General features: G+C 71.2%; 16 protein-coding genes and 1 tRNA gene. 5 read left to right on the forward strand and 12 right to left on the reverse strand.

The features are described from left to right. Nucleotides 1–154 precede the first annotated feature (154 nt). Both ASG45_RS11740 and ASG45_RS11745 read left to right on the forward strand, forming a co-directional pair. Nucleotides 155–952: a glycerophosphodiester phosphodiesterase family protein gene (locus ASG45_RS11740; RefSeq protein ID WP_055837529.1), complete on the forward strand. Its 798-nt coding sequence runs from the start codon at nt 155–157 to the stop codon at nt 950–952. Between the two features lie 108 nt (nt 953–1060). Then, on the forward strand, nt 1061–1432 hold the full coding sequence (locus tag ASG45_RS11745; RefSeq protein ID WP_055837532.1) for an RNA polymerase-binding protein RbpA: 372 nt from the start codon (nt 1061–1063) through the stop codon (nt 1430–1432). Between the two features lie 15 nt (nt 1433–1447). Here the strand turns inward: ASG45_RS11745 and lnt are convergent, their stop codons facing one another. From lnt to ASG45_RS11790, 9 genes are all read right to left on the reverse strand, one after another. After that, nucleotides 1448–3043: an apolipoprotein N-acyltransferase gene (lnt, locus tag ASG45_RS11750; protein ID WP_235561604.1), complete on the reverse strand. Its 1596-nt coding sequence runs from the start codon at nt 3041–3043 to the stop codon at nt 1448–1450. Next, nucleotides 3040–5523 carry a DEAD/DEAH box helicase gene (locus tag ASG45_RS11755; RefSeq protein ID WP_055837535.1) on the reverse strand — a complete coding sequence of 828 codons (2484 nt, stop codon included), beginning with the start codon at nt 5521–5523 and terminating at the stop codon, nt 3040–3042. The genes lnt and ASG45_RS11755 overlap by 4 nt, the downstream gene beginning before the upstream one ends. Further along, the gene (gene tatC / locus ASG45_RS11760; protein WP_055837953.1) at nt 5520–6281 is read right to left on the reverse strand and encodes a twin-arginine translocase subunit TatC; all 762 of its coding nucleotides are present in this window, start codon (nt 6279–6281) and stop codon (nt 5520–5522) included. The genes ASG45_RS11755 and tatC overlap by 4 nt, the downstream gene beginning before the upstream one ends. A gap of 63 nt (nt 6282–6344) precedes the next feature. Beyond that, entirely contained in the window at nt 6345–6599 is a 255-nt protein-coding gene (tatA, locus tag ASG45_RS11765) for a Sec-independent protein translocase subunit TatA (RefSeq protein WP_055837538.1), read from the reverse strand. A 164-nt stretch (nt 6600–6763) separates the two neighbouring features. Beyond that, nucleotides 6764–7738, reverse strand: coding sequence for a helix-turn-helix transcriptional regulator (locus ASG45_RS11770; RefSeq protein WP_055837542.1), 975 nt, complete (start codon nt 7736–7738; stop codon nt 6764–6766). After that, on the reverse strand, nt 7735–8727 hold the full coding sequence (locus ASG45_RS11775; protein ID WP_055837545.1) for a helix-turn-helix transcriptional regulator: 993 nt from the start codon (nt 8725–8727) through the stop codon (nt 7735–7737). The genes ASG45_RS11770 and ASG45_RS11775 overlap by 4 nt, the downstream gene beginning before the upstream one ends. 26 nt (nt 8728–8753) lie before the next feature. Beyond that, the gene (locus ASG45_RS11780) at nt 8754–9701 is read right to left on the reverse strand and encodes an FKBP-type peptidyl-prolyl cis-trans isomerase (protein ID WP_055837548.1); all 948 of its coding nucleotides are present in this window, start codon (nt 9699–9701) and stop codon (nt 8754–8756) included. Nucleotides 9702–9710: 9 nt separating this feature from the next. Then, nucleotides 9711–10727 (reverse strand): tRNA (adenine-N1)-methyltransferase, encoded by a 1017-nt coding sequence (locus ASG45_RS11785; protein ID WP_055837551.1) that lies wholly within the window; start codon nt 10725–10727, stop codon nt 9711–9713. Further along, nucleotides 10724–11419: an HAD family hydrolase gene (locus ASG45_RS11790; RefSeq protein ID WP_055837554.1), complete on the reverse strand. Its 696-nt coding sequence runs from the start codon at nt 11417–11419 to the stop codon at nt 10724–10726. The genes ASG45_RS11785 and ASG45_RS11790 overlap by 4 nt, the downstream gene beginning before the upstream one ends. Nucleotides 11420–11527: 108 nt before the next feature. Here ASG45_RS11790 and ASG45_RS11795 point away from each other — a divergent pair, with 108 nt between their 5' ends. Continuing rightward, a complete protein-coding gene (locus tag ASG45_RS11795) occupies nt 11528–12394 on the forward strand; it encodes a PAC2 family protein (protein ID WP_055837557.1) in 867 nt (288 codons plus the stop codon). A 72-nt stretch (nt 12395–12466) separates the two neighbouring features. Here ASG45_RS11795 and ASG45_RS11800 read toward each other — a convergent pair whose 3' ends face one another. Then, nucleotides 12467–13312: an undecaprenyl-diphosphate phosphatase gene (locus ASG45_RS11800; RefSeq protein ID WP_055837560.1), complete on the reverse strand. Its 846-nt coding sequence runs from the start codon at nt 13310–13312 to the stop codon at nt 12467–12469. Nucleotides 13313–13320: 8 nt separating this feature from the next. Further along, nucleotides 13321–14622, reverse strand: a complete 1302-nt coding sequence (locus ASG45_RS11805) for a M20/M25/M40 family metallo-hydrolase (protein WP_055837562.1) — start codon at nt 14620–14622, stop codon at nt 13321–13323. Between the two features lie 140 nt (nt 14623–14762). Here ASG45_RS11805 and ASG45_RS11810 point away from each other — a divergent pair. Both ASG45_RS11810 and ASG45_RS11815 read left to right on the forward strand, forming a co-directional pair. Beyond that, nucleotides 14763–14848 (forward strand) — tRNA-Leu (locus ASG45_RS11810). 157 nt (nt 14849–15005) lie between these two features. Next, nucleotides 15006–16049: an isopenicillin N synthase family dioxygenase gene (locus ASG45_RS11815; protein WP_055837565.1), complete on the forward strand. Its 1044-nt coding sequence runs from the start codon at nt 15006–15008 to the stop codon at nt 16047–16049. Between the two features lie 145 nt (nt 16050–16194). Here the strand turns inward: ASG45_RS11815 and ASG45_RS11820 are convergent, their stop codons facing one another. After that, nucleotides 16195–17316 carry a VIT1/CCC1 transporter family protein gene (locus ASG45_RS11820; protein WP_442922821.1) on the reverse strand — a complete coding sequence of 374 codons (1122 nt, stop codon included), beginning with the start codon at nt 17314–17316 and terminating at the stop codon, nt 16195–16197. Between the last annotated feature and the right edge of the window lie 176 nt (nt 17317–17492).

A 17492-nucleotide genomic window follows, 5' to 3' on the forward strand; every position in this document is an offset into this window, starting at 1 on the left:
TACCGATCCCCCGCCCACCGCCACCGGCGCCGGGCCGCAGCCGCGCCGCTCCTCACGACGGCCACGGACGCCTCCACGACGCCGCGAACAGCCCCTGTCCACGGGCACGGGCGTGTCGTACGCGCGTGCTACGTTCTGGCCCGGAGGCCCTGACATGACCGCATCGCCCGCCGCCCGGCATCCCTACCTCTCACCGGAGGGACCGCGTGTGCTGGCGCACCGGGGGCTCGTCACCCCGGATGCCGTCGCGAACGGGCTGGTCGACAACTCGTTCGCCGCGGTGGCCGCGGCGCACGCCGCCGGCGCCGTCTATGTCGAATCGGACTGCCACCTCACCGCCGACGGCACCGTCGTGCTGTTCCACGACGACGACCTGCGACGCGTCGCCGAAGACCCTCGGGCGATCGCCGATGTCCGCGTGCACGAGCTGGCGGAGCTCATGTCGGACCGCGGCGGCCTCATCACCCTCGCCCAGGCGCTCGACGCCTTCCCCGACGTGCGCTTCAACCTCGACGTCAAGGCCACCGCCGCGGCCGAACCGGTCGGGCGGCTCATCGCGCCGCACGCCGAGCGGGTGCTCGTCACGAGCTTCTCCGACGATCGCCGTCGCACCGCCCTCGAGGCGGCCCGCCGCGCGGGGGCGACCCGCCGCCCGGCCACCTCCCCCGGATCGGCGACCATCGCCCGCCTGCTGGCGGCGCGCGTGCTGGGCCAGCGCCGGCGTGTGCGGGAGCTGCTCGCCGACCTCGATGCGCTGCAGGTGCCCGAGCGGCACGGGGTGATCCCGGTCGTGACCCCGGGCTTCGTCCGCGACGCGCACGCCGGCGGCGTCGAGGTGCACGTGTGGACGGTCAACGAATCCGCCGACATGCACCGCCTGCTCGACCTGGGCGTCGACGGGCTGGTCACCGACCGCGCCGACCTGGCTCTGACCCTGGTGAACGAACGGTGAACTCCAGCTGACTGAGCATTCTCTGTGAAACCCGGCCGCGGGCCCGCCGTTCGAATAAAGCGCACAGGTGCGAGCGTTATACATGGGGACCGACGAGAGGACCACACAATGGCAGACCGCAGTCTCCGCGGCATCCGACTCGGCGCCCAAAGCCTCCAGAGCGAAGACGGCGTCGTGTTTCACGACCGTGCACAACACACGTACAACTGCAGCACCTGCGGACGCGACACCGTCCTGACGTTCGCTGCAGACGCCGAGGTTCCGGAGTCCTGGGAGTGCCGCACGTGCGGCGCCGAAGCGCTGCTGCGCATCGGTGACGGCATCGCGACCGTCGACCACAGCGGCGACAAGGCCGCCCGTACGCACTGGGACATGCTCCTGGAGCGTCGCACCCTCCCCGAGCTCGAAGAGCTGCTCGAAGAGCGTCTCGCCTTCGTCCGCGCCCGCCGTGGCGCCGGGAACGAGAAGCTCAGCGCCTGACGCTGAGAAACGGATTCAGACGCCGGCCCCTTCGGGGGTCGGCGTCTTCTTCGTGGCGCGGGACCGCACCGCGACGAGCACACCGGCCGCCAGCAGAGCGACGAGGCTCCCCCCGCCCACCACGATCTTGACCGCGGGTCCGATGACCGTCGCGGGGGTGAGACCGGTGCGCAGCGGCACGTCGGTGAGCATGTGCCCCGCGACGTCGACGGGCAGCTCGTCGAGGGTGGCCCCGTCGGGTGCGATGACCTGGCTCGTGCCCACGGTCGAGAGGTTCACCACCGAACGACCGGTCTCGATCGCCCGCATGCGCGCGAAGGCGAGCTGCTGCAGGTTCTCGTCGGTGCCGCGGAAGTCGGCGTTGTTGGTCTGGAACATGTAGATCTGCGCCCCCGCGGCCGCGCCGTCCCACACCACGTCGTCGTAGATCACGTCGAAGCAGATGGCAAGGCCCATGCCGACACCGTTCAGGTCGAAGAGCGGGCTCGCCGTTCCGGGGGTGTACTCGCGCCCGATCAGACCGATCAGGTCGGGAGCGAACGGCTCCCAGAACGCCCGGTCGGGCACGTACTCGCCGAACGGCACCGGATGCCGTTTGTCGTACGTGGCGATCGCCCCGCCGTCGGGGGTCCACAGCAGCGCGGAATTGAACAGGTCGGGCCCGCGCTCGGTCACCGCCGAGACGAGCAGCGGCGCGTCGACCCGGCGCGACAGCTCGTCGAGCACGGCGGCGGTCGGTCGCGAGGCGGTCGGGTCGGAGTCGACGCCACCCTCGGGCCAGAGCAGCACGTCCATGTCCTGCCCGAGAAGCGGAGCGGATGCCGCCAGCTGCGCGTTCAGCACGGCGTTGCGGGAGCGCTGGTCGAAGTAGCCGGCGGGACCGTTGCCCTGCGCCGCTCCCACGCGCAGCGAGCCCGCGTCGGTGGTCGGGAACTGCGGCAGCGCCACGAGCACGATCAGCACGAGCGCGGCCGGCACGGCACGCGCGAGACGGCGGAACCGCCCGGTGCGCACGAACTCGATCGCCATGGCGCACAGCAGCACGACGAGGAACGTCAGCCCCGACATGCCGACCCACGACGCCACCTCGGCGAAGGGCCCGTTCACCTGCGAGACGCCGATACGTCCCCAGGGGAAGCCGCCGTACGGCCACGAGCCGACGATCTGCTCGCGCAACGTCCACAGCCCCGCGACGAGGGCCGGCAGCAGCACGAGCCGTCCGAGCGTTCCCGGCGCCAGCCGCGGCATCCATCGATAGGCCAGCGCGATGGGGATGGCGAACACCGCGGTGAGCAGCGCTTCGAGCACAGACAGCGCGATCCACGGGATGGGTCCCAGGTAGCGCGCCGTGAAGAGCAGGTTGACCGAGAAGAAGGCCGCCCCGAACAGGAACCCCACGAGCAGCGACGACCAGATGCCCCGACCGGCGAGGACGACGAGCGCGAGCACCACGGCGGGCAGTGCCATCGGCCACCACGCCAACGCGGGGAACGCGGTGACCAGCAGCAGACCCGCCACGACCGAGAGCGGCGCCGCGAACGCCAGACGCAGCACCGGCGGGGCGGGCTCGGCGAGGCGCGCGCGCGGACGGCGCGTCGACACGGCGCTCACGCGGACGTGTACGCGACGATGCCGCGCCGCACGGAATCCAACGCCGTGCGCGCGGTCGACGCGAGCTTCGGTTCGGCGACGAGCGAGATCTGGTCGAGCAGGTCGATCGTCTGCTTGACCCAGCGGACGAAGTCGCCCGCGGCCATGTCGGCGAGGGTGAGCACGCTGTCGAGCGGCAGACCCTTCGCCCAGGCGTGCATGGCGGGGGCCAGGCCGGAGGCGGGTTCCGCCGAGCCCGGCAGGCGGTGGTCGCGCTCGAGGTCGTCGAGCTCCTGCCAGAGGGTCTGCGTGGCATCGAGCGCCCCGCGGAACGCGCCGCGCGGCAGACCCCGCTCGCCCGGCCCGGCCTCGTCGCGGCGCGGTTCGTACACGAGGCAGCAGGCGAGGGCGGCGAGGGACGGAGCATCGAGTCCGTCCCACAGGCGCTGGCGCAGCGACTCGGCCACGAGCAGGTCGCGCTCACCGTAGATGCGGCGCATCGTGCGACCCGCGGGGGTCAGCACCGTGGCACCGTCGTCTTCGATCGCGACGTACTCCAGGGCGGCGAGCACCTCGACGACCCGGTCGAAGACGCGCGCGACGTTGCCGGTGCGCTGATCGATCTGCTGCCGGGTCTTGTCGGTGGTGCGCTTGAGCTTCCAATACCGCTCCGCCCACCGGGCGTGGGCCTCGCGATCGGGGCACGACTGGCAGGGGTGCCGCTGCATGCGCCGGCGCAGCGACTGGATCTGCTCCTGCCGCTCGTCGCGCAGGCGACGGGGCGCCGTGGCGTCGCGCCGGTTGATCTTCTCGAGATCGCTGAGTTCGCGGCGAATCGTGGAGTACTCGCGGAAGTCCCCGCGGTCGCACGTCATCGCCTGCTCGTAGCCCGAGAGCGACTCCTCGGCATCCTTCACCTGACGCGCGAGACCGACGACCGAGCGGTCGGCCTGGAACTGCGCGAACGACGACTCGAGCACCTCGCGGGCCCGGGCCCGACCGAACTGGTCGATGAGGTTGACGGCCATGTTGTACGTGGGCCGGAAGCTCGAGTTCAGCGGATAGGTGCGGCGCGAGGCCAGCGCCGCGACCGACTGCGGGTCGAGGCCCTCGGTGAACTGCACCACCGCGTGGCCCTCGACGTCGATGCCGCGGCGGCCGGCGCGACCGGTCAGCTGCGTGTACTCCCCCGACGTGATGGCCACACGAGCTTCGCCGTTGAACTTCTCGAGCTTCTCGAGCACGACCGTGCGCGCCGGCATGTTGATGCCGAGCGCCAGCGTCTCGGTCGCGAAGACGACCTTGACGAGCTTGCGACGGAACAGCTCCTCGACGACCTCTTTGAACGCCGGCAGCAGGCCCGCGTGGTGCGAGGCCATGCCGCGCTCGAGGTTGTCGCGCCACTCCCAGAAGTGCAGGACGGCGAGGTCCTCGTCCTTCAGTGTGAAAGTCAGCTCGTCGACGATCTGGCGGATCTCGACGCGCTCCTCGGCCGAGGTCAGCCGCACGTTCGCTCGCCGCAGCTGCTGCACGGCGGCGTCGCAGCCGGCGCGGCTGAAGATGAAGAAGATCGCCGGCAGCAGGTGGTTGCGCTGCAGCAGCTCCACGACCTCGGGACGGTCGATGCGCTCGATGCGCGGCCCCTGCGCCGCACGGGTCGGCTTGTGCCCGGCGCGGCGCTGGCCCGCGTGGCGCGGACCTCCGGCGTGGCGGGCCGAGCGGTACTCCTGCGCGCGCCGGTTGTTCTCGTATCCCCCGGAGTTGCCCCCGCGAATGCGCAGCAGCTCCTGGTTCACCTGGGCGGTGGCGACTCCCGCCCGGTCGTCGAACAGCGGCAGCAGATCGCCGCGCACGAGCACGTGCTGCTCGAGGGGCACGGGCCGGGTCTCCGACACGATCACCTCGGTGTCGCCGCGCACGGTGTCGAGCCAGTCGCCGAACTCCTCGGCATTCGACACGGTCGCCGACAGCGACACGAGTTTGACCGACGACGGCAGGTGGATGATGACTTCTTCCCACACCGCGCCGCGGAAGCGGTCGGCGAGGTAGTGCACCTCGTCCATGACGACGAAGCGCAGGCCACGCAGGGCCGGCGAATCGGCGTACAGCATGTTGCGCAGCACCTCGGTCGTCATGACGACGATGCGCGCCGAGGAATTGATGTTCGTGTCGCCGGTGAGCAGGCCCACCTCGTCGTCGCCGTAGATCTCTTGCAGCTCGTGGAACTTCTGGTTCGACAACGCCTTGATCGGCGTGGTGTAGAACGCCTTGTCCCCGGGCTCCGACGTCGCGAGGTGGATGGCGAACTCGCCGACGATGGTCTTTCCGGCGCCGGTGGGGGCCGCCACCAGCACGCTCCGCCCGTCTTCGAGGGCGTGGCATCCGGCGATCTGGAAGTCGTCGAGCTCGAACCGCTGCATCTCGGCGAAGTCGGCCGTGTGCGGGTGCGTCGAACGGGCGCTGGCGCGCGCGAAACGCTCGGCCGGACTCGGAGCGCTCACGCGATGGGCCCCGACGGCGTTGCGGCCGCGGCCGCGCGACGCGCCTTGCGGCGATCGAACAGCATCGACACCCCGGCGGCGGCGAAGAACAGCACGGTGAGGATGGCGGCCAGCATGAGCATGCTGATGATGTCGGCCGCGGGGGTGGCGAGGGCAGAGAACAGGGTGGCGATGAGGATCGCGACCCGCCAGCCCTTCAGGATCGCCTTGCCGCTCATGATGCCGGCGACGTTCAGCGCGACCAGGAACACCGGCAGCACGAACGCCACGCCCACCACGATCATGAGCTTGAAGACGAAGTCGTAGTAATCGGTGGCGTTGTAGAAGTTGACGCCGCCTTCGGGAGTGAAGCCCCACATGAGCTCGATCACGTGCGGCACGATCAGGAGCCCCACCCAGCAGCCCACGAAGAACAGCGGGACGGCGGATGCCACGAACCCGACCGTGTAGCGCACCTCTTTGCGCGTGAGTCCGGGCATGATGAACGCCCAGATCTGCCACAGCCACACCGGCGCCGACAGGAAGATGCCGATCGAGAACGCGATGCGCATGCGCAGGTCGAACGCCGAGGTCACCGAGGTGAAGTTGAGCGCCGAGAAGTCGTCGCCGCGGCGCTCCGCGATCGCACGGATCGGCTCGGTGATGAGGTGGATGATCGGGTCGGTGATGATGAAGGCCACCACCATGCCCACCACGAGGGCGGCAGCCGCGATCATCAGACGCTTGCGCAGCTCGACGAGATGCGCGCCGATGGACATGCGCTTATCGCGCCGCGGCCCCTCGGGGAGGTCGATGCGCGGCGGGCCTGCCGTCACCACGACTTAGATCGTGGGGTCGTTCGACCTGCGCGGCTCGGGGGCGGCGGTCGAAGCGGTGCCGGTCTCGGTGGCGCGCGGCGTCTCGGGAGTGGGAGCCGCGACCTCGTCGTCGCGCTTCATCTCTTTCATCTCGCTCTTGAACACGCGAGCCGACTGGCCGACGCTCTTCGCGAGGGCGGGGAGCTTGGCGGCGCCGAACAGCAGAAGGATGACGGCCAAGACGATCAGCAGGTGCCATCCGGTCAATCCCTGAAACATGAGGACTCCTCGTCTTGTTCGGGCGTGGACATCAGTCTAACCCGCGGTTTCCGCCGCGGACCGGACAGGCCCACGGGCGCGACGACTCGGTGCGGACGCTCAGGCGCGGTGATCGGGCCGGCCAGCGGCTCCTCGTCATCGCGGAGGGCCGTGCGGGCAGGCGCTCAGGGCTCCGCGCGATACTGCGCCAACCCCGCCGCCGCCCACGCCGCCGCCGCGTGGCGGGCGCCGGCCGGTTCGAGCAGCTCGACCTCGCCGCCGCGCCGGGCTGCGAGGCGCTTCAGGCTCTGCTCGTCGGCGAGATGGAGCGAGGCCACCGAGGTGACCCCGTCGGAGTCGTCGATGTCGGCGCGCTCGAGGTAGTCGGCCAGCAACGGCGCCACCGCGCGGGGAAAGCGGAACCGGGCCACCACCTCGTCGTCGGCCGGGGCGAACAGGTCGGGAACCGGATCGCCGCCGTGCACGGCCGGGATGTCGGTGAGGGTGGGGTCGCTCACGCGGTCGAGGTGGAACGTGCGCACGGCTTGGCGCAGGTGGCACCAGCCCTGCAGGTACCACTGGTCGTTGGCGATGTGCACCTTGATGGGGTCGACGGTGCGCGTGGTGGGACCGGCGCCGGGCGCGCGGTACGTGAACGTGACCGCCACGCGGGCGCGGAGCGCCTCGTCGACGACGTCGCGCACCCCGTCGACGGGCCCGGGCGCGACGATGACGGCGGGCGGCGCCGCGGCGGCACCGCGAGCGAGCTTGGAGAGCAGCCCCGAGACGAGGTCGTTGTCGCCGACGCCCGGCAGACTCCGAGCGAGTTGCAGACCCGCCAGCAGAGCCGCGGCCTCGCGCGCGGTCAGCCTAGGCGAGCGTTCAAGTCCCACGGTGTTGGTGATCGCGATCACGTCTTCGCGGTCGAGCAGGTCCCAGTCGATGTCGAAGAGGTCGTGCGGCAACTGCCAGTACCCCTGCTCGCCGGGAAGGCCGATGACGGTGAGGCGCTCCACCATCGCGCGCATCTGCCCGGGGGCGACGTCGAAGTCGGCTGCGGCCTCGGCCACCGAGACCTCGCCCTTGCCGAGCAGGTAGGGCACCAGCTGCAGCAGCAGAGCCGCGCGGTCGAGGGCGGCGATGGGCCGATCGGTGCTCACGCGGCACCTCCGTGCAGGGCCAGCGTCGCCTCGAGGCGACGGATGACCTCGACGCGCAGGTCGTCGGGGGCGACGACGCGCACCTCGGGACCGTACGAGGCGAGCTCGTCGGCGAACACGTGCAGGTCGACGTACGGCACGAGGATGCCCTGCGGCGCCGCGTCGGCGCGGCGCGCCAGCCGCAGGGCGGCTTCGGTTCCGGGGTGCACCTCGAGCAGGGCCCGCTGACGCGCGGCGACAGCCCGCAGGCCCGCCAGCGCACGCTCTCCGGCGCCGTCTCGCAGGTCGGCCGGGAACTTCTCGCGCGCGACGGTGACGTCGCCGACGATGCGGGCCAAGAGGAACGTGCGGTCGGCCTGCACGTTCTGGTCGAACCCGTAGACGTGCCACCGCGCCTCGTACTCGACGAGGGCGAACGGACGGATGCGCCGCTCGCGCGGACGCGCCTCGCCCGGACGCAGGTAGGTGAACGTCACGACCCGCGACTGCTCGATCGCCCGCTGCAGGGTCGCGAACGAGGCGTCGCGCACCCGGATGCGGGGCGCGTACCCGATGATCGGCTCGTCGACGGCGATGCCGAGCGCGCGGATCTTGCGCAGACCACTGCGGGCGTCGACCGAGAGCGACTCACTCCCCCACACGCCTCCGGCGATGTTCAGCAGCGCCACCTCGGCCGGGCTGAACGAGATGTCGTCGGGCAGCTCGTACTCGGCGGTCGGCACGCGATAGCGCGCCTCGCGCAGATCGTCGGGGTCGGAGCGGTTGCCGATCGTCTCGATCGGCACACCGAGCCCGCGCAGGTTCTCTTTGTCGCGCTCGAACATCTTCTCGAGCGCATCCTTCGACGCGCCCGCCTCGAGCTGCTCGCGGTAGCCCGCGACCGAGGAGAGGATGGTGTCTTTGGTCAGCCCCTGCTCGGTCGCCATGAGGGCGACGACGAGGTTCACCAGGCGCTCCTCGGGAGCACTTCTGGACGGGGTGGCGGGCACCCGCCCATCCTAGGCGTCGGGGCGGGTCAGCCGACGGTGCCGAGGATGTCCACGACGTACACCAGGGCGGTGTCGGCCGGAGCCTGGAGGATCTGCTGGTCCTGCTCGGTCTGGTCGGCGGGGACGACGACGAGAACCTGCGAACCGACGGTCTGCCCCTCGAGGGCCGAGGCGAGAGCCGGCGGCAGAGCAGACACCTTGGCCTGGCCGGGCGCGCCGTTCTTCCAGGTGGAGGCGAACGTCGTCTTGGCGCCCCACGCCACGCCCTGCACGTGGATGACCACCGAGGAGTCGGCGGTCAGCGCGTCGCCGTCGCCCTTCATGATGGTCTGCGAACGCACCTCGGTGGGGGCGTCGCCCGCGGGGGTCACGATGCCGGGCTGTCCGTCGGGCGCGCGCACGACCGAGGGCATGCCGGACTCGGCGTTGTACTGGTCGGCGCCGTCTGCGGCGGGCAGGAACACCTTGCGCACGTCGAACACGAAGATCGCGCCGTCGCCCTCGCCCAGACCGAAGCCCTGGGCGCCCTGCGCACCGACCTGGTCGCCCGGGAGGGCGACCGCGACGCGCGAGCCCTCGGTCACGCACTTCAGCAGCGGGGCGACGGCGGGCACCGCCTGCGTGAGGCGCGTGATCGGGGTGGCGGTGGTGAGGTCGGAGCTGTACTTCGTCGCCCCCACCTGCTCGCCGGTGGCGGCGTCGAGCACGGTGACGTCGATCAGCGAGAGCTGATCGTCGGTCGTGATGCGCGTGCCGTTCCCCTCGATGAGCGTCTGCGTGCCCGCCTGCGACGGGATGAACGGCGATCGCACGGTCACCGTGGGCGTCGTACCGAAGTCACCGGTCGCCTCGACCACCGAGGCGATCGAGCTGTCGGTGGGGGTCGGGCAGGAGGACGCGGCGGTCGCCGAGCATCCGACGAGGCCGAATCCGGCCAGAGCGGTCACGGCCACGAGAGCGGGAAGTCTGCGCACCGGATCAGTTTAGGCGCTCGGGCCCGACTCCTCCGCCGCGCCCGCGACGGACTGCCGCACACCTTCGGCGGACTTCTGCGCTTCGCGCACGCGCTTGCGCAGATTCTTGTCGGTGATCTCGCGGTCGCCGACGGCTCCCGGGGTCCACAGCTCCACGTCTTCATCGCCGTAGCTCGACTTCGACGCGCGGCGCTTGACCTCGGGCGGGACGGCGCCCGGCGCGAGACGGCGGGCCGTGATGAGGAACCCCGTGTGCGCGATCATGCGGTGGTCGGGGCGCACGGCGAGGCCCTCGACGTGCCACCCGCGCACCATCGTCTCGCTGGCATCCGGTTCGGTGAACAGACCCGTGGCACGGATGTACTCGGCAACACGGCTCAGCTGCGTCGCGGTGGCGATGTAGCACAGCACCACACCGCCGGGGGTGAGGGCGTCGGCGGCGGCGTCGATGCACTCCCAGGGCGCGAGCATATCGAGCACGATGCGGTCGACGGATGCCGGGGCCATGGCATCCGGAAGGCTCTCGACGAGGTCCCCGACGATGACGTCCCACGTCGGGGGGAGCTCGCCGTGGAAGGTCGCGACGTTCGCGCGGGCGACCTCGGCGAACTCCTCACGACGCTCGAACGAGAGCAGCCGACCCGCGGGCCCGATCGCGCGTAGCAGCCACAGCGACAGGGCGCCGGAGCCGACGCCGGCCTCGACGACGGTGGCGCCGGGGAAGATGTCGGCCTGCGCGAGGATCTGCGCCGCGTCCTTCGGGTAGACGATCGCCGCGCCACGCGGCATCGACATCACGAAATCGCGCAGCAGCGGGCGCACGGCCAGGTAGTCATGGTCGGAGCTGTTCGTGACCACGCTGCCGTCGGGCTGGCCGACGAGCAGCTCGTGCTTGAGCACGCCGTTGTGGGTGTGCAGCTCGCCCGCCTCGCGCAGCGTGATCGTGTGCATGCGGCCCTTGGGGCCGGTCAACTGCACACGATCGCCGATGCGGAACGGACCGCTCAGGTGGGGGGTCTCGCTCATCGGTTCTCCTGGCGGGTCGGGACGTGCGCGGCGTGGAGCGCGCGCAGGTGGGCGGTGGTGCGGCCCTCGAGGCTCGGCCAGAGCGCGTGCGCTCCGACGCCCTCGAGCGGCACCATGAGAGGGACGCCGAGCGACACGGCGCCGCTGGCGATGGCCGAGCGCAGGCCGTTCGGGGAGTCTTCGATGGCGACGGTGTCGACGATGGCGACGCCGAGCGCGGCGGCGGCCTGCAGGTACGGGTCGGGGTGGGGCTTGGGGCGCTCGACGTCGTCGCCGGCGACGACGATGTCGAAGGCGGGGAAGTCGATCAGATCGACGACCGAGAGCGCCATGCGCCGCATCGACATCGTCACGAGCGCCGTCTGGACGCCCTCGGCGCGAAGATCGGCGAGCAGCTCGCGCGCGCCCGGGCGGAACGGCACCCCCGTGACGGCGAGCTGCCGCAGCACCTCGTCGGTGAGGTACGAGATGATCTCGTCGACGCCCCACGGCACGCCGGCGTTCTGCAGCAGGCGGGCGGAGTCCTCGAGCGCGAGGCCGACCATGCCCAGCGCCTGCTCGTGCGACCACGTGCCGCCGAAGCGCTCCACGAGCGGGGTCTCGGCGGCCATCCAGTACGGCTCGGTGTCGACGAGGGTGCCGTCCATGTCCCAGAGGACCGCGGACGGCGCGGGACGCGCGGGGGAAGTCATCGTTCCATCGTATCCAGCGCCCCGCGCGGCCCCGCGCCGCACGTCCGGCCGTCGTCGCGCGCGTGCGCCTATCCTGGAACCCAGCCCCGACGGGGCAGAGGAGGTTGTGTGGACGCACTGGGTCGCCGGATCATCGTCGCCGCATTCGACGGCTGGAACGACGCCGGAGAAGCCGCGTCGGCGGCGGCCGCCATGCTGCGCGCCGACGTCGAGTACGAGGTCGTGCACACGGTCGACCCGGAGCTGTACTTCGACTACCAGTACACGCGACCGCAGATCGGATTGGATGCCGAGGGGCGGCGCACGCTCACCTGGCCCGAGGCGACGCTGCTGCGGCCCGTCGAGCGCTCCGACGAGGCCGAGATCTGGCTGCTCGTCGGCGTCGAGCCCGCCCGCGCGTGGCAGGCCTTCGCGGCCGAGTTCATCGACGTCGCCCTGCGCGAGGACGTCACCGGCTTCGTGGCCCTCGGCTCGATGATGTCGGACGTGCCCCACACGCGGCCCATCTCGGTGTTCGCCGGCAGCGACAACGACAACGTCCGCCAGTCGCTCGGCCTCGAGAAGAGCCTGTACGAGGGTCCGGTCGGCATCCTGAGCGCGATCGGCCACGCCGCCGAGGCGGTCGGCATCCCCACCGCGAGCCTCTGGGCGAGCGTCCCCCACTACGTCGCCGGGCACACCCCCTCGCCCAAGGCCACGCTGGCGCTGCTCGAACGCCTCGAGACCATCAGCGGCATCGCGGTGCCCCGCGGCGACCTCGAGACCGAGGCGCGCGCCTGGGTCGCCTCGATCGACGCGGCCGCCGCCGACGACGACGAGATGAGCGACTACATCCGCCAGCTCGAGCAGACCCGCGACACGTGGGACTCCCCCGAGGCGTCGGGCGACGCGATCGCGCAGGAGTTCGAGCGCTACCTCCGCCATGGCGGCGACGGTCCCACGAAGCCCGGTCGAGACGACCCGCCGCGTCGCTGAACACAGAACGAAGGCGCCGCCCCCCGAGGGGACGGCGCCTTCCGTTGTTCCGGCCCGTCGGGGCGCGGCCCGTCAGCCGGTGATCGCCGAGTACGCCGGCAGCACGCCGAGCGCCAGCAGCACCATGACCAGGATGCCGAGGGCCACCCGGTAGATCACGAACGGCAGGAAGCTGCCGCGCTGCAGGTAGCGCATGAGGAACGCGATCACGACGTAGCCGACGACGAACGCGATGACCGTGGCCAGGGCCGTCTCACCGAGGCTGTAGGGACCGGTGCCCTCGTCGAAGCTCTTGTACAGCTCGTAGAAGCCACTGGCGAAGACGGCGGGCACGGCGAGCAGGAACGAGTACTCGGCCACGGCGGTGCGCTTGTAGCCGAGGGCGCGACCGAGCGTCGTGGTCGCGCCCGAGCGCGAGACGCCGGGGACGAGCGCGAGCGCCTGTGCGAAGCCGTACGCGATGCCATGCGGATAGGTCAGGTCGTCGAGCTCGCGGCGGCGCTTGCCGTAGTGGTCGGCGAGACCGAGCAGGACTCCGAACACGATCAGCACGATCGCGGTGATCCACAGGCTCCGGAAGTTGTCGCGGATGAGGCTCTGCAGCAGGAAGCCCGCTGCCGCGATCGGGATGGTGCCGATGATCACGAGCCAGCCCATGCGGGCGTCGGGGTCGCTGCGCGGAACCCGGCCGGTCAGCGAGCCGAACCAGCGCGAGAGGACCCGACCGATCTTCTTGCGGAAGTAGATCAGGACGGCGAGCTCGGTGCCGATCTGCGTGATCGCGGTGAAGGTCGCGCCCGGGTCGACGCGCGACGGCAGGAACTCGCCCACGATGCGCAGGTGCGCGCTGGAGGAGATGGGGAGGAACTCGGTCAGGCCCTGAACGAGCCCGAGGATGATGACCTCGAGAATATGCATGCGGTCCTTCAGTACGTCCGGAGGAGGTCGGCGAGAACTCGTCGACCGAACTCGAGCGCGTCGACGGGGACGCGCTCGTCGACACCGTGGAACATCCCGGTGAAGTCGAGATCGGCGGGGAGTCGCAGCGGTGCGAATCCGTAGCCGGCGATGCCGAGGGTCGACAGCGCCTTGTTGTCGGTGCCTCCGCCCATCAGGTAGGGAACGACCGGCACGCCCGGGTCGTGACGACCGAGCTGTTCGATCATGGCGTCGACGAGGTCGCCCGAGAACGGCACCTCGAGGCCGATGTCCTGGTGCACGATCTCGATGTCGACGTGCGGGCCGACGATGCGGCGGATGTCGACGAGGGCGGCCTCTTCGGTGCCCGGCAGCACGCGGACGTCGATCAGGGCCTCGGCGCGGTCGGGGATCACGTTGTGCTTGTACCCGGCGGTGAGACCCGTGGGGTTCGTGGTGGTGCGAAGCGTGGAGCGGATGAAGCTGGATGCGGCGCCGGTGCGCAGAGCGAGAGCATCCGGATCGCCCGCGTCGTCACCCGTGATCTCGGCGAGTCCCGCCAGCAGCTGCGTGGTGGTGTCGGTGAGCCGGATGGGCCATTGCGTGCGCCCGAGGGCCGCCACGGCCTCGGCGAGGGCCGTCACGGCGTTGTCGGAATGCAGACCGCTGCCGTGGCCGGCGCGGCCGCGGGCGACGAGCTTGATCCAGATGAGGCCCTTCTCGCCCACCTGCAACAGGTACGCCCGGCGGTCGCCGACGGCGATCGAGTAGCCGCCGACCTCGCTGATGGCCTCGGTCGCGCCGGCGAACCACTCGGGGCGGTCCTTCACCACGCGCGCCGAGCCCTCGACGCCCCCGTTCTCCTCGTCGGCGAAGAAGGTCACGATGATGTCGCGCTCGGGCTGGTCCCCCGCGCGCAGCACGTCGGCGACGGCGGTGAGGATCATGGCATCCATGTCCTTCATGTCGACGGCGCCGCGGCCCCAGAGCACCCCGTCGCGGATCTCGCCCGCGAACGGGTCGACGCTCCAGTCGGCGGCGACGGCCGGCACGACGTCGAGGTGGCCGTGCAGGATCAGGGCGGGCTTGTCGCGGTTGCGGCCCGGGATGCGCGCGCAGACGTTGGTGCGGCGCTCGACCGGCTCGTAGTACTCGACGTCGAGGCCCAGCGCTTCGAGGTAGGCGCCGACGTACTCGGCGGCCTCGCGCTCCCCCTCGGCACGACCCCCGCCGTAGTTCGAGGTGTCGAACCGGATCAGGTCGGACGCGATGCGGGCGACCTCGGGCACGTCGGTTTCGAGCTCGGACATGCGCTCTACGGTACCCGGGGAGCGCGACCCCTCCCGTCGCGTGTCATCGTGAGACGCGCCCGGGGCGTCGCCCCGGTTCGAGGCGGGGTCGGGAGCATGGTAATGTCGTTCCTCGTTGCGAAAGCGACGAAACACCCAATGCGCGGGTGGCGGAATAGGTAGACGCGCTAGCTTGAGGTGCTAGTGCCCTTTAACGGGCGTGGGGGTTCAAGTCCCCCCTCGCGCACAGAACGACGAAGGCCCCGGGTTCATCCCCGGGGCCTTTTCTGTTCCCCTCGCGGCCCGGCGTCGGTGTCCTCGGAACCCTCCCCCGCCGCGCCTGTTCCGCGCGAACGTGACGCCCCAGAAACACCGGCGTGACACGGCCCGCTTAGCGTCGAGGCATGCCTCCGTTCCGCGTGCCGACGATCGACATCTCCGCCTGGGTGGGCCGCGGCTCGCCCGATGCCCGGGCGGCGGTGGTCGCCGCCGTGGATCACGCGTGCCGCACCGTCGGGTTCATGCAGATCGTGGGGCACGGCATCCCGGATGCCGCGGTCGCAGACCTCGCCGAAGGACTCGACGAATTCTTCGCCCTGCCTCTCGAGACGAAGAAGACGTACGTGCGACCGGCGAGCGAGAACCGGGGGTACAGCCCGCCGAAGAGCGAGTCGCTGAGCTACAGCCTCGGCGTCGACCCGGTCACGCGCATGAACGACTTCTTCGAGGCGTTCAACGTGGGAACGTCGGCCGCCGAGTATCCGGGGTCGACGGCGACCCCCGAGGACTACGCCGCGAACACCTGGCCCACCGACACGACCGTCTTCGAGCCCGCGGTCCGCACCTATTACGACGAGGCACGCCGGGTCGCCCACACGCTCACGCGCGTCTTCGCCGCGGCACTGCGGGTGCCGGAGGACTTCTTCGACGACCTCACCGGCCACTCGATCGACGTGCTGCGCATGAACAACTACGCCCTGCCGCCCGGCACGATCGAACTCGACGGCGAGCTCACGGGCATGGGCGAGCACACCGACTTCGGGCTCGTGACCGTGCTCTGGGCCGATCAGGTGAAGGGGTTGCAGGTGCTGGGGTCGGACGGGTCGTGGAACGACGTCTCGCCCGCCGACGGCGCGCTGCTGGTCAACCTGGGCGACGTGGCGGCACGGCTCACCAACGACCGGTGGATGTCGACGCTGCACCGGGTGAAACCGCCCGTCATCGACGGGACGATCGAACGCCGACGATCGGCGGCGTTCTTCCACGACGGCAACGCCGACGCGGTGATCGCTCCCCTGCCGCACTTCGTCTCGCCCGACGCGCCGGCGCTCTACGACCCCGTGACCGTGCGCGAGCACATCGCCGCCAAGCTCGCCGGCTCGCGGGCGGGCCGGCGCAACGTGACGGCGGTCCGCGAGGCCGCGCGCGTGGCGGCGAGCCGCGGCTGACGCGGCGTCGCCCCGGCATGCGGCGCCGCCCCCAGCCGCCCGGGCATCGCGGCCGAGAAACGCTCGCTCTCGCGAGACACGCGGTGTCGCGTCGTGTCTCGCGCGAATCGGTGTGTCTCGCGCGGCGTCTCCAGAGGCCTCGGCGTCACGCCGCGGAGACGCCGAACACCAGACCCAGCACGTAGGTCACGGCGGCGGCGCCGAAGCCGATCGCCAGCTGGCGCAGGCCCCGCTTCAGCGGCGACGCCCCCGACAGAAGCCCCACCATCGCCCCGGTCGCCATGAGCGCGATGCCCACGAGGGCGAGGGCGAGGATGACGGCACCGAGACCCGTCATGCCGAGAATCCACGGCAGCACCGGGATGATCGCGCCCGAGGCGAAGAACAGGAAGCTCGAGATCGAGGCACCCCAGGCGCTGCCGACGACGTCGTGCGCGGACTCCCCCGGAGCCGCGGCGGCGGGCGCCGTTCCCGCTCGCGCGGCGGTCACGGCCTCGCGGGCCTTGTCGAGGGCGGCGTCGGGGTCCATGCCGCGCGTGCGGTACACGAGGGCGAGCTCGTTGGCATCCAGGTCGAGGTGGGGAAGCGCGGAGTCGGCGAAGTCGCTCTCTTCGGTGGCTTCCAGCAGCTCGCGCTGCGAACGCACCGAGACGAACTCCCCCGCGCCCATCGACAGCGCTCCGGCGAGCAGACCCGCGACGCCGCTGAACAGCACGAAGCTCGGGGCGACGCCGGTGGCCCCCACGCCCATCACGAGGGCCAGGTTCGAGACGAGGCCGTCGTTGGCCCCGAACACGGCAGCGCGGAAGGTTCCCGACAGGCGACGGCGGCCGCGGGCGGCGAGACCGCGCACGACCTCGTGGTGCACGCGCTCGTCGGCGGCCATCGCGGGGGTCGCGTACGGCTCGTCGGAGTACGGCGAACGGGCCTCGGCGTTCTGGGCGAGGGCGAGCACGAAGATCGAGCCGAAGCGGCGGGCCATCCACGAGAGGGACCGCGTACCGATCCCGGGCCGCGGCAGGCGCGGCGGAGTCTCACCCAGCAGGTCGAGCCAGTGCTGCTCGTGGCGCCCCTCGGCCTCGGCGAGGGCGAGCAGGATGTCGCGTTCCTCGCCGGTGCGCCGCGAGGCGAGCTCGCGGTAGACGCGCGCCTCGGCGCGTTCGTCGACGAGATAGCGCGCCCAGCGGCGGCGATCACGGGCGGTCGGGGTGGAGAGGGTCGTCACTCGGGCTCCTTCGGGTCGCCCACCACCGTAATGAGCGCCCATCGCTCCCCCGGGCGCGTCGGCTGACACTGACAGCATTTCGGGCCTCCGAAGCCCGGGAACACGCGGACGCCACGGCGACGGTGCCAGCATTTCGGGGTCGCGAAACGCGAGGTGACGGCACATCTGCATGACCGACCGCGCGGTGAGAGGCCGAGGTGGCGCCGACCATGAACTCC

It is taken from the genome of Microbacterium sp. Leaf436 (genome assembly GCF_001424715.1).
Classification (GTDB): Bacteria; Actinomycetota; Actinomycetes; order Actinomycetales; family Microbacteriaceae; genus Microbacterium.

Bases quoted from the DNA above. Each gene is read 5' to 3' on its own strand.
- ASG45_RS11740 (WP_055837529.1), top strand. From the start codon at position 155: ATGACCGCATCGCCCGCCGCCCGGCATCCCTACCTCTCACCGGAGGGA.
- ASG45_RS11745 (WP_055837532.1), top strand. From the start codon at position 1,061: ATGGCAGACCGCAGTCTCCGCGGCATCCGACTCGGCGCCCAAAGCCTC.
- tatC (WP_055837953.1), bottom strand. From the start codon at position 6,281: ATGTCCATCGGCGCGCATCTCGTCGAGCTGCGCAAGCGTCTGATGATC.
- tatA (WP_055837538.1), bottom strand. From the start codon at position 6,599: ATGTTTCAGGGATTGACCGGATGGCACCTGCTGATCGTCTTGGCCGTC.
- ASG45_RS11785 (WP_055837551.1), bottom strand. From the start codon at position 10,727: ATGAGCGAGACCCCCCACCTGAGCGGTCCGTTCCGCATCGGCGATCGT.
- ASG45_RS11790 (WP_055837554.1), bottom strand. From the start codon at position 11,419: ATGACTTCCCCCGCGCGTCCCGCGCCGTCCGCGGTCCTCTGGGACATG.
- ASG45_RS11800 (WP_055837560.1), bottom strand. From the start codon at position 13,312: ATGCATATTCTCGAGGTCATCATCCTCGGGCTCGTTCAGGGCCTGACC.
- ASG45_RS11805 (WP_055837562.1), bottom strand. From the start codon at position 14,622: ATGTCCGAGCTCGAAACCGACGTGCCCGAGGTCGCCCGCATCGCGTCC.
- ASG45_RS11815 (WP_055837565.1), top strand. From the start codon at position 15,006: ATGCCTCCGTTCCGCGTGCCGACGATCGACATCTCCGCCTGGGTGGGC.
- ASG45_RS11820 (WP_442922821.1), bottom strand. From the start codon at position 17,316: ATGGGCGCTCATTACGGTGGTGGGCGACCCGAAGGAGCCCGAGTGACG.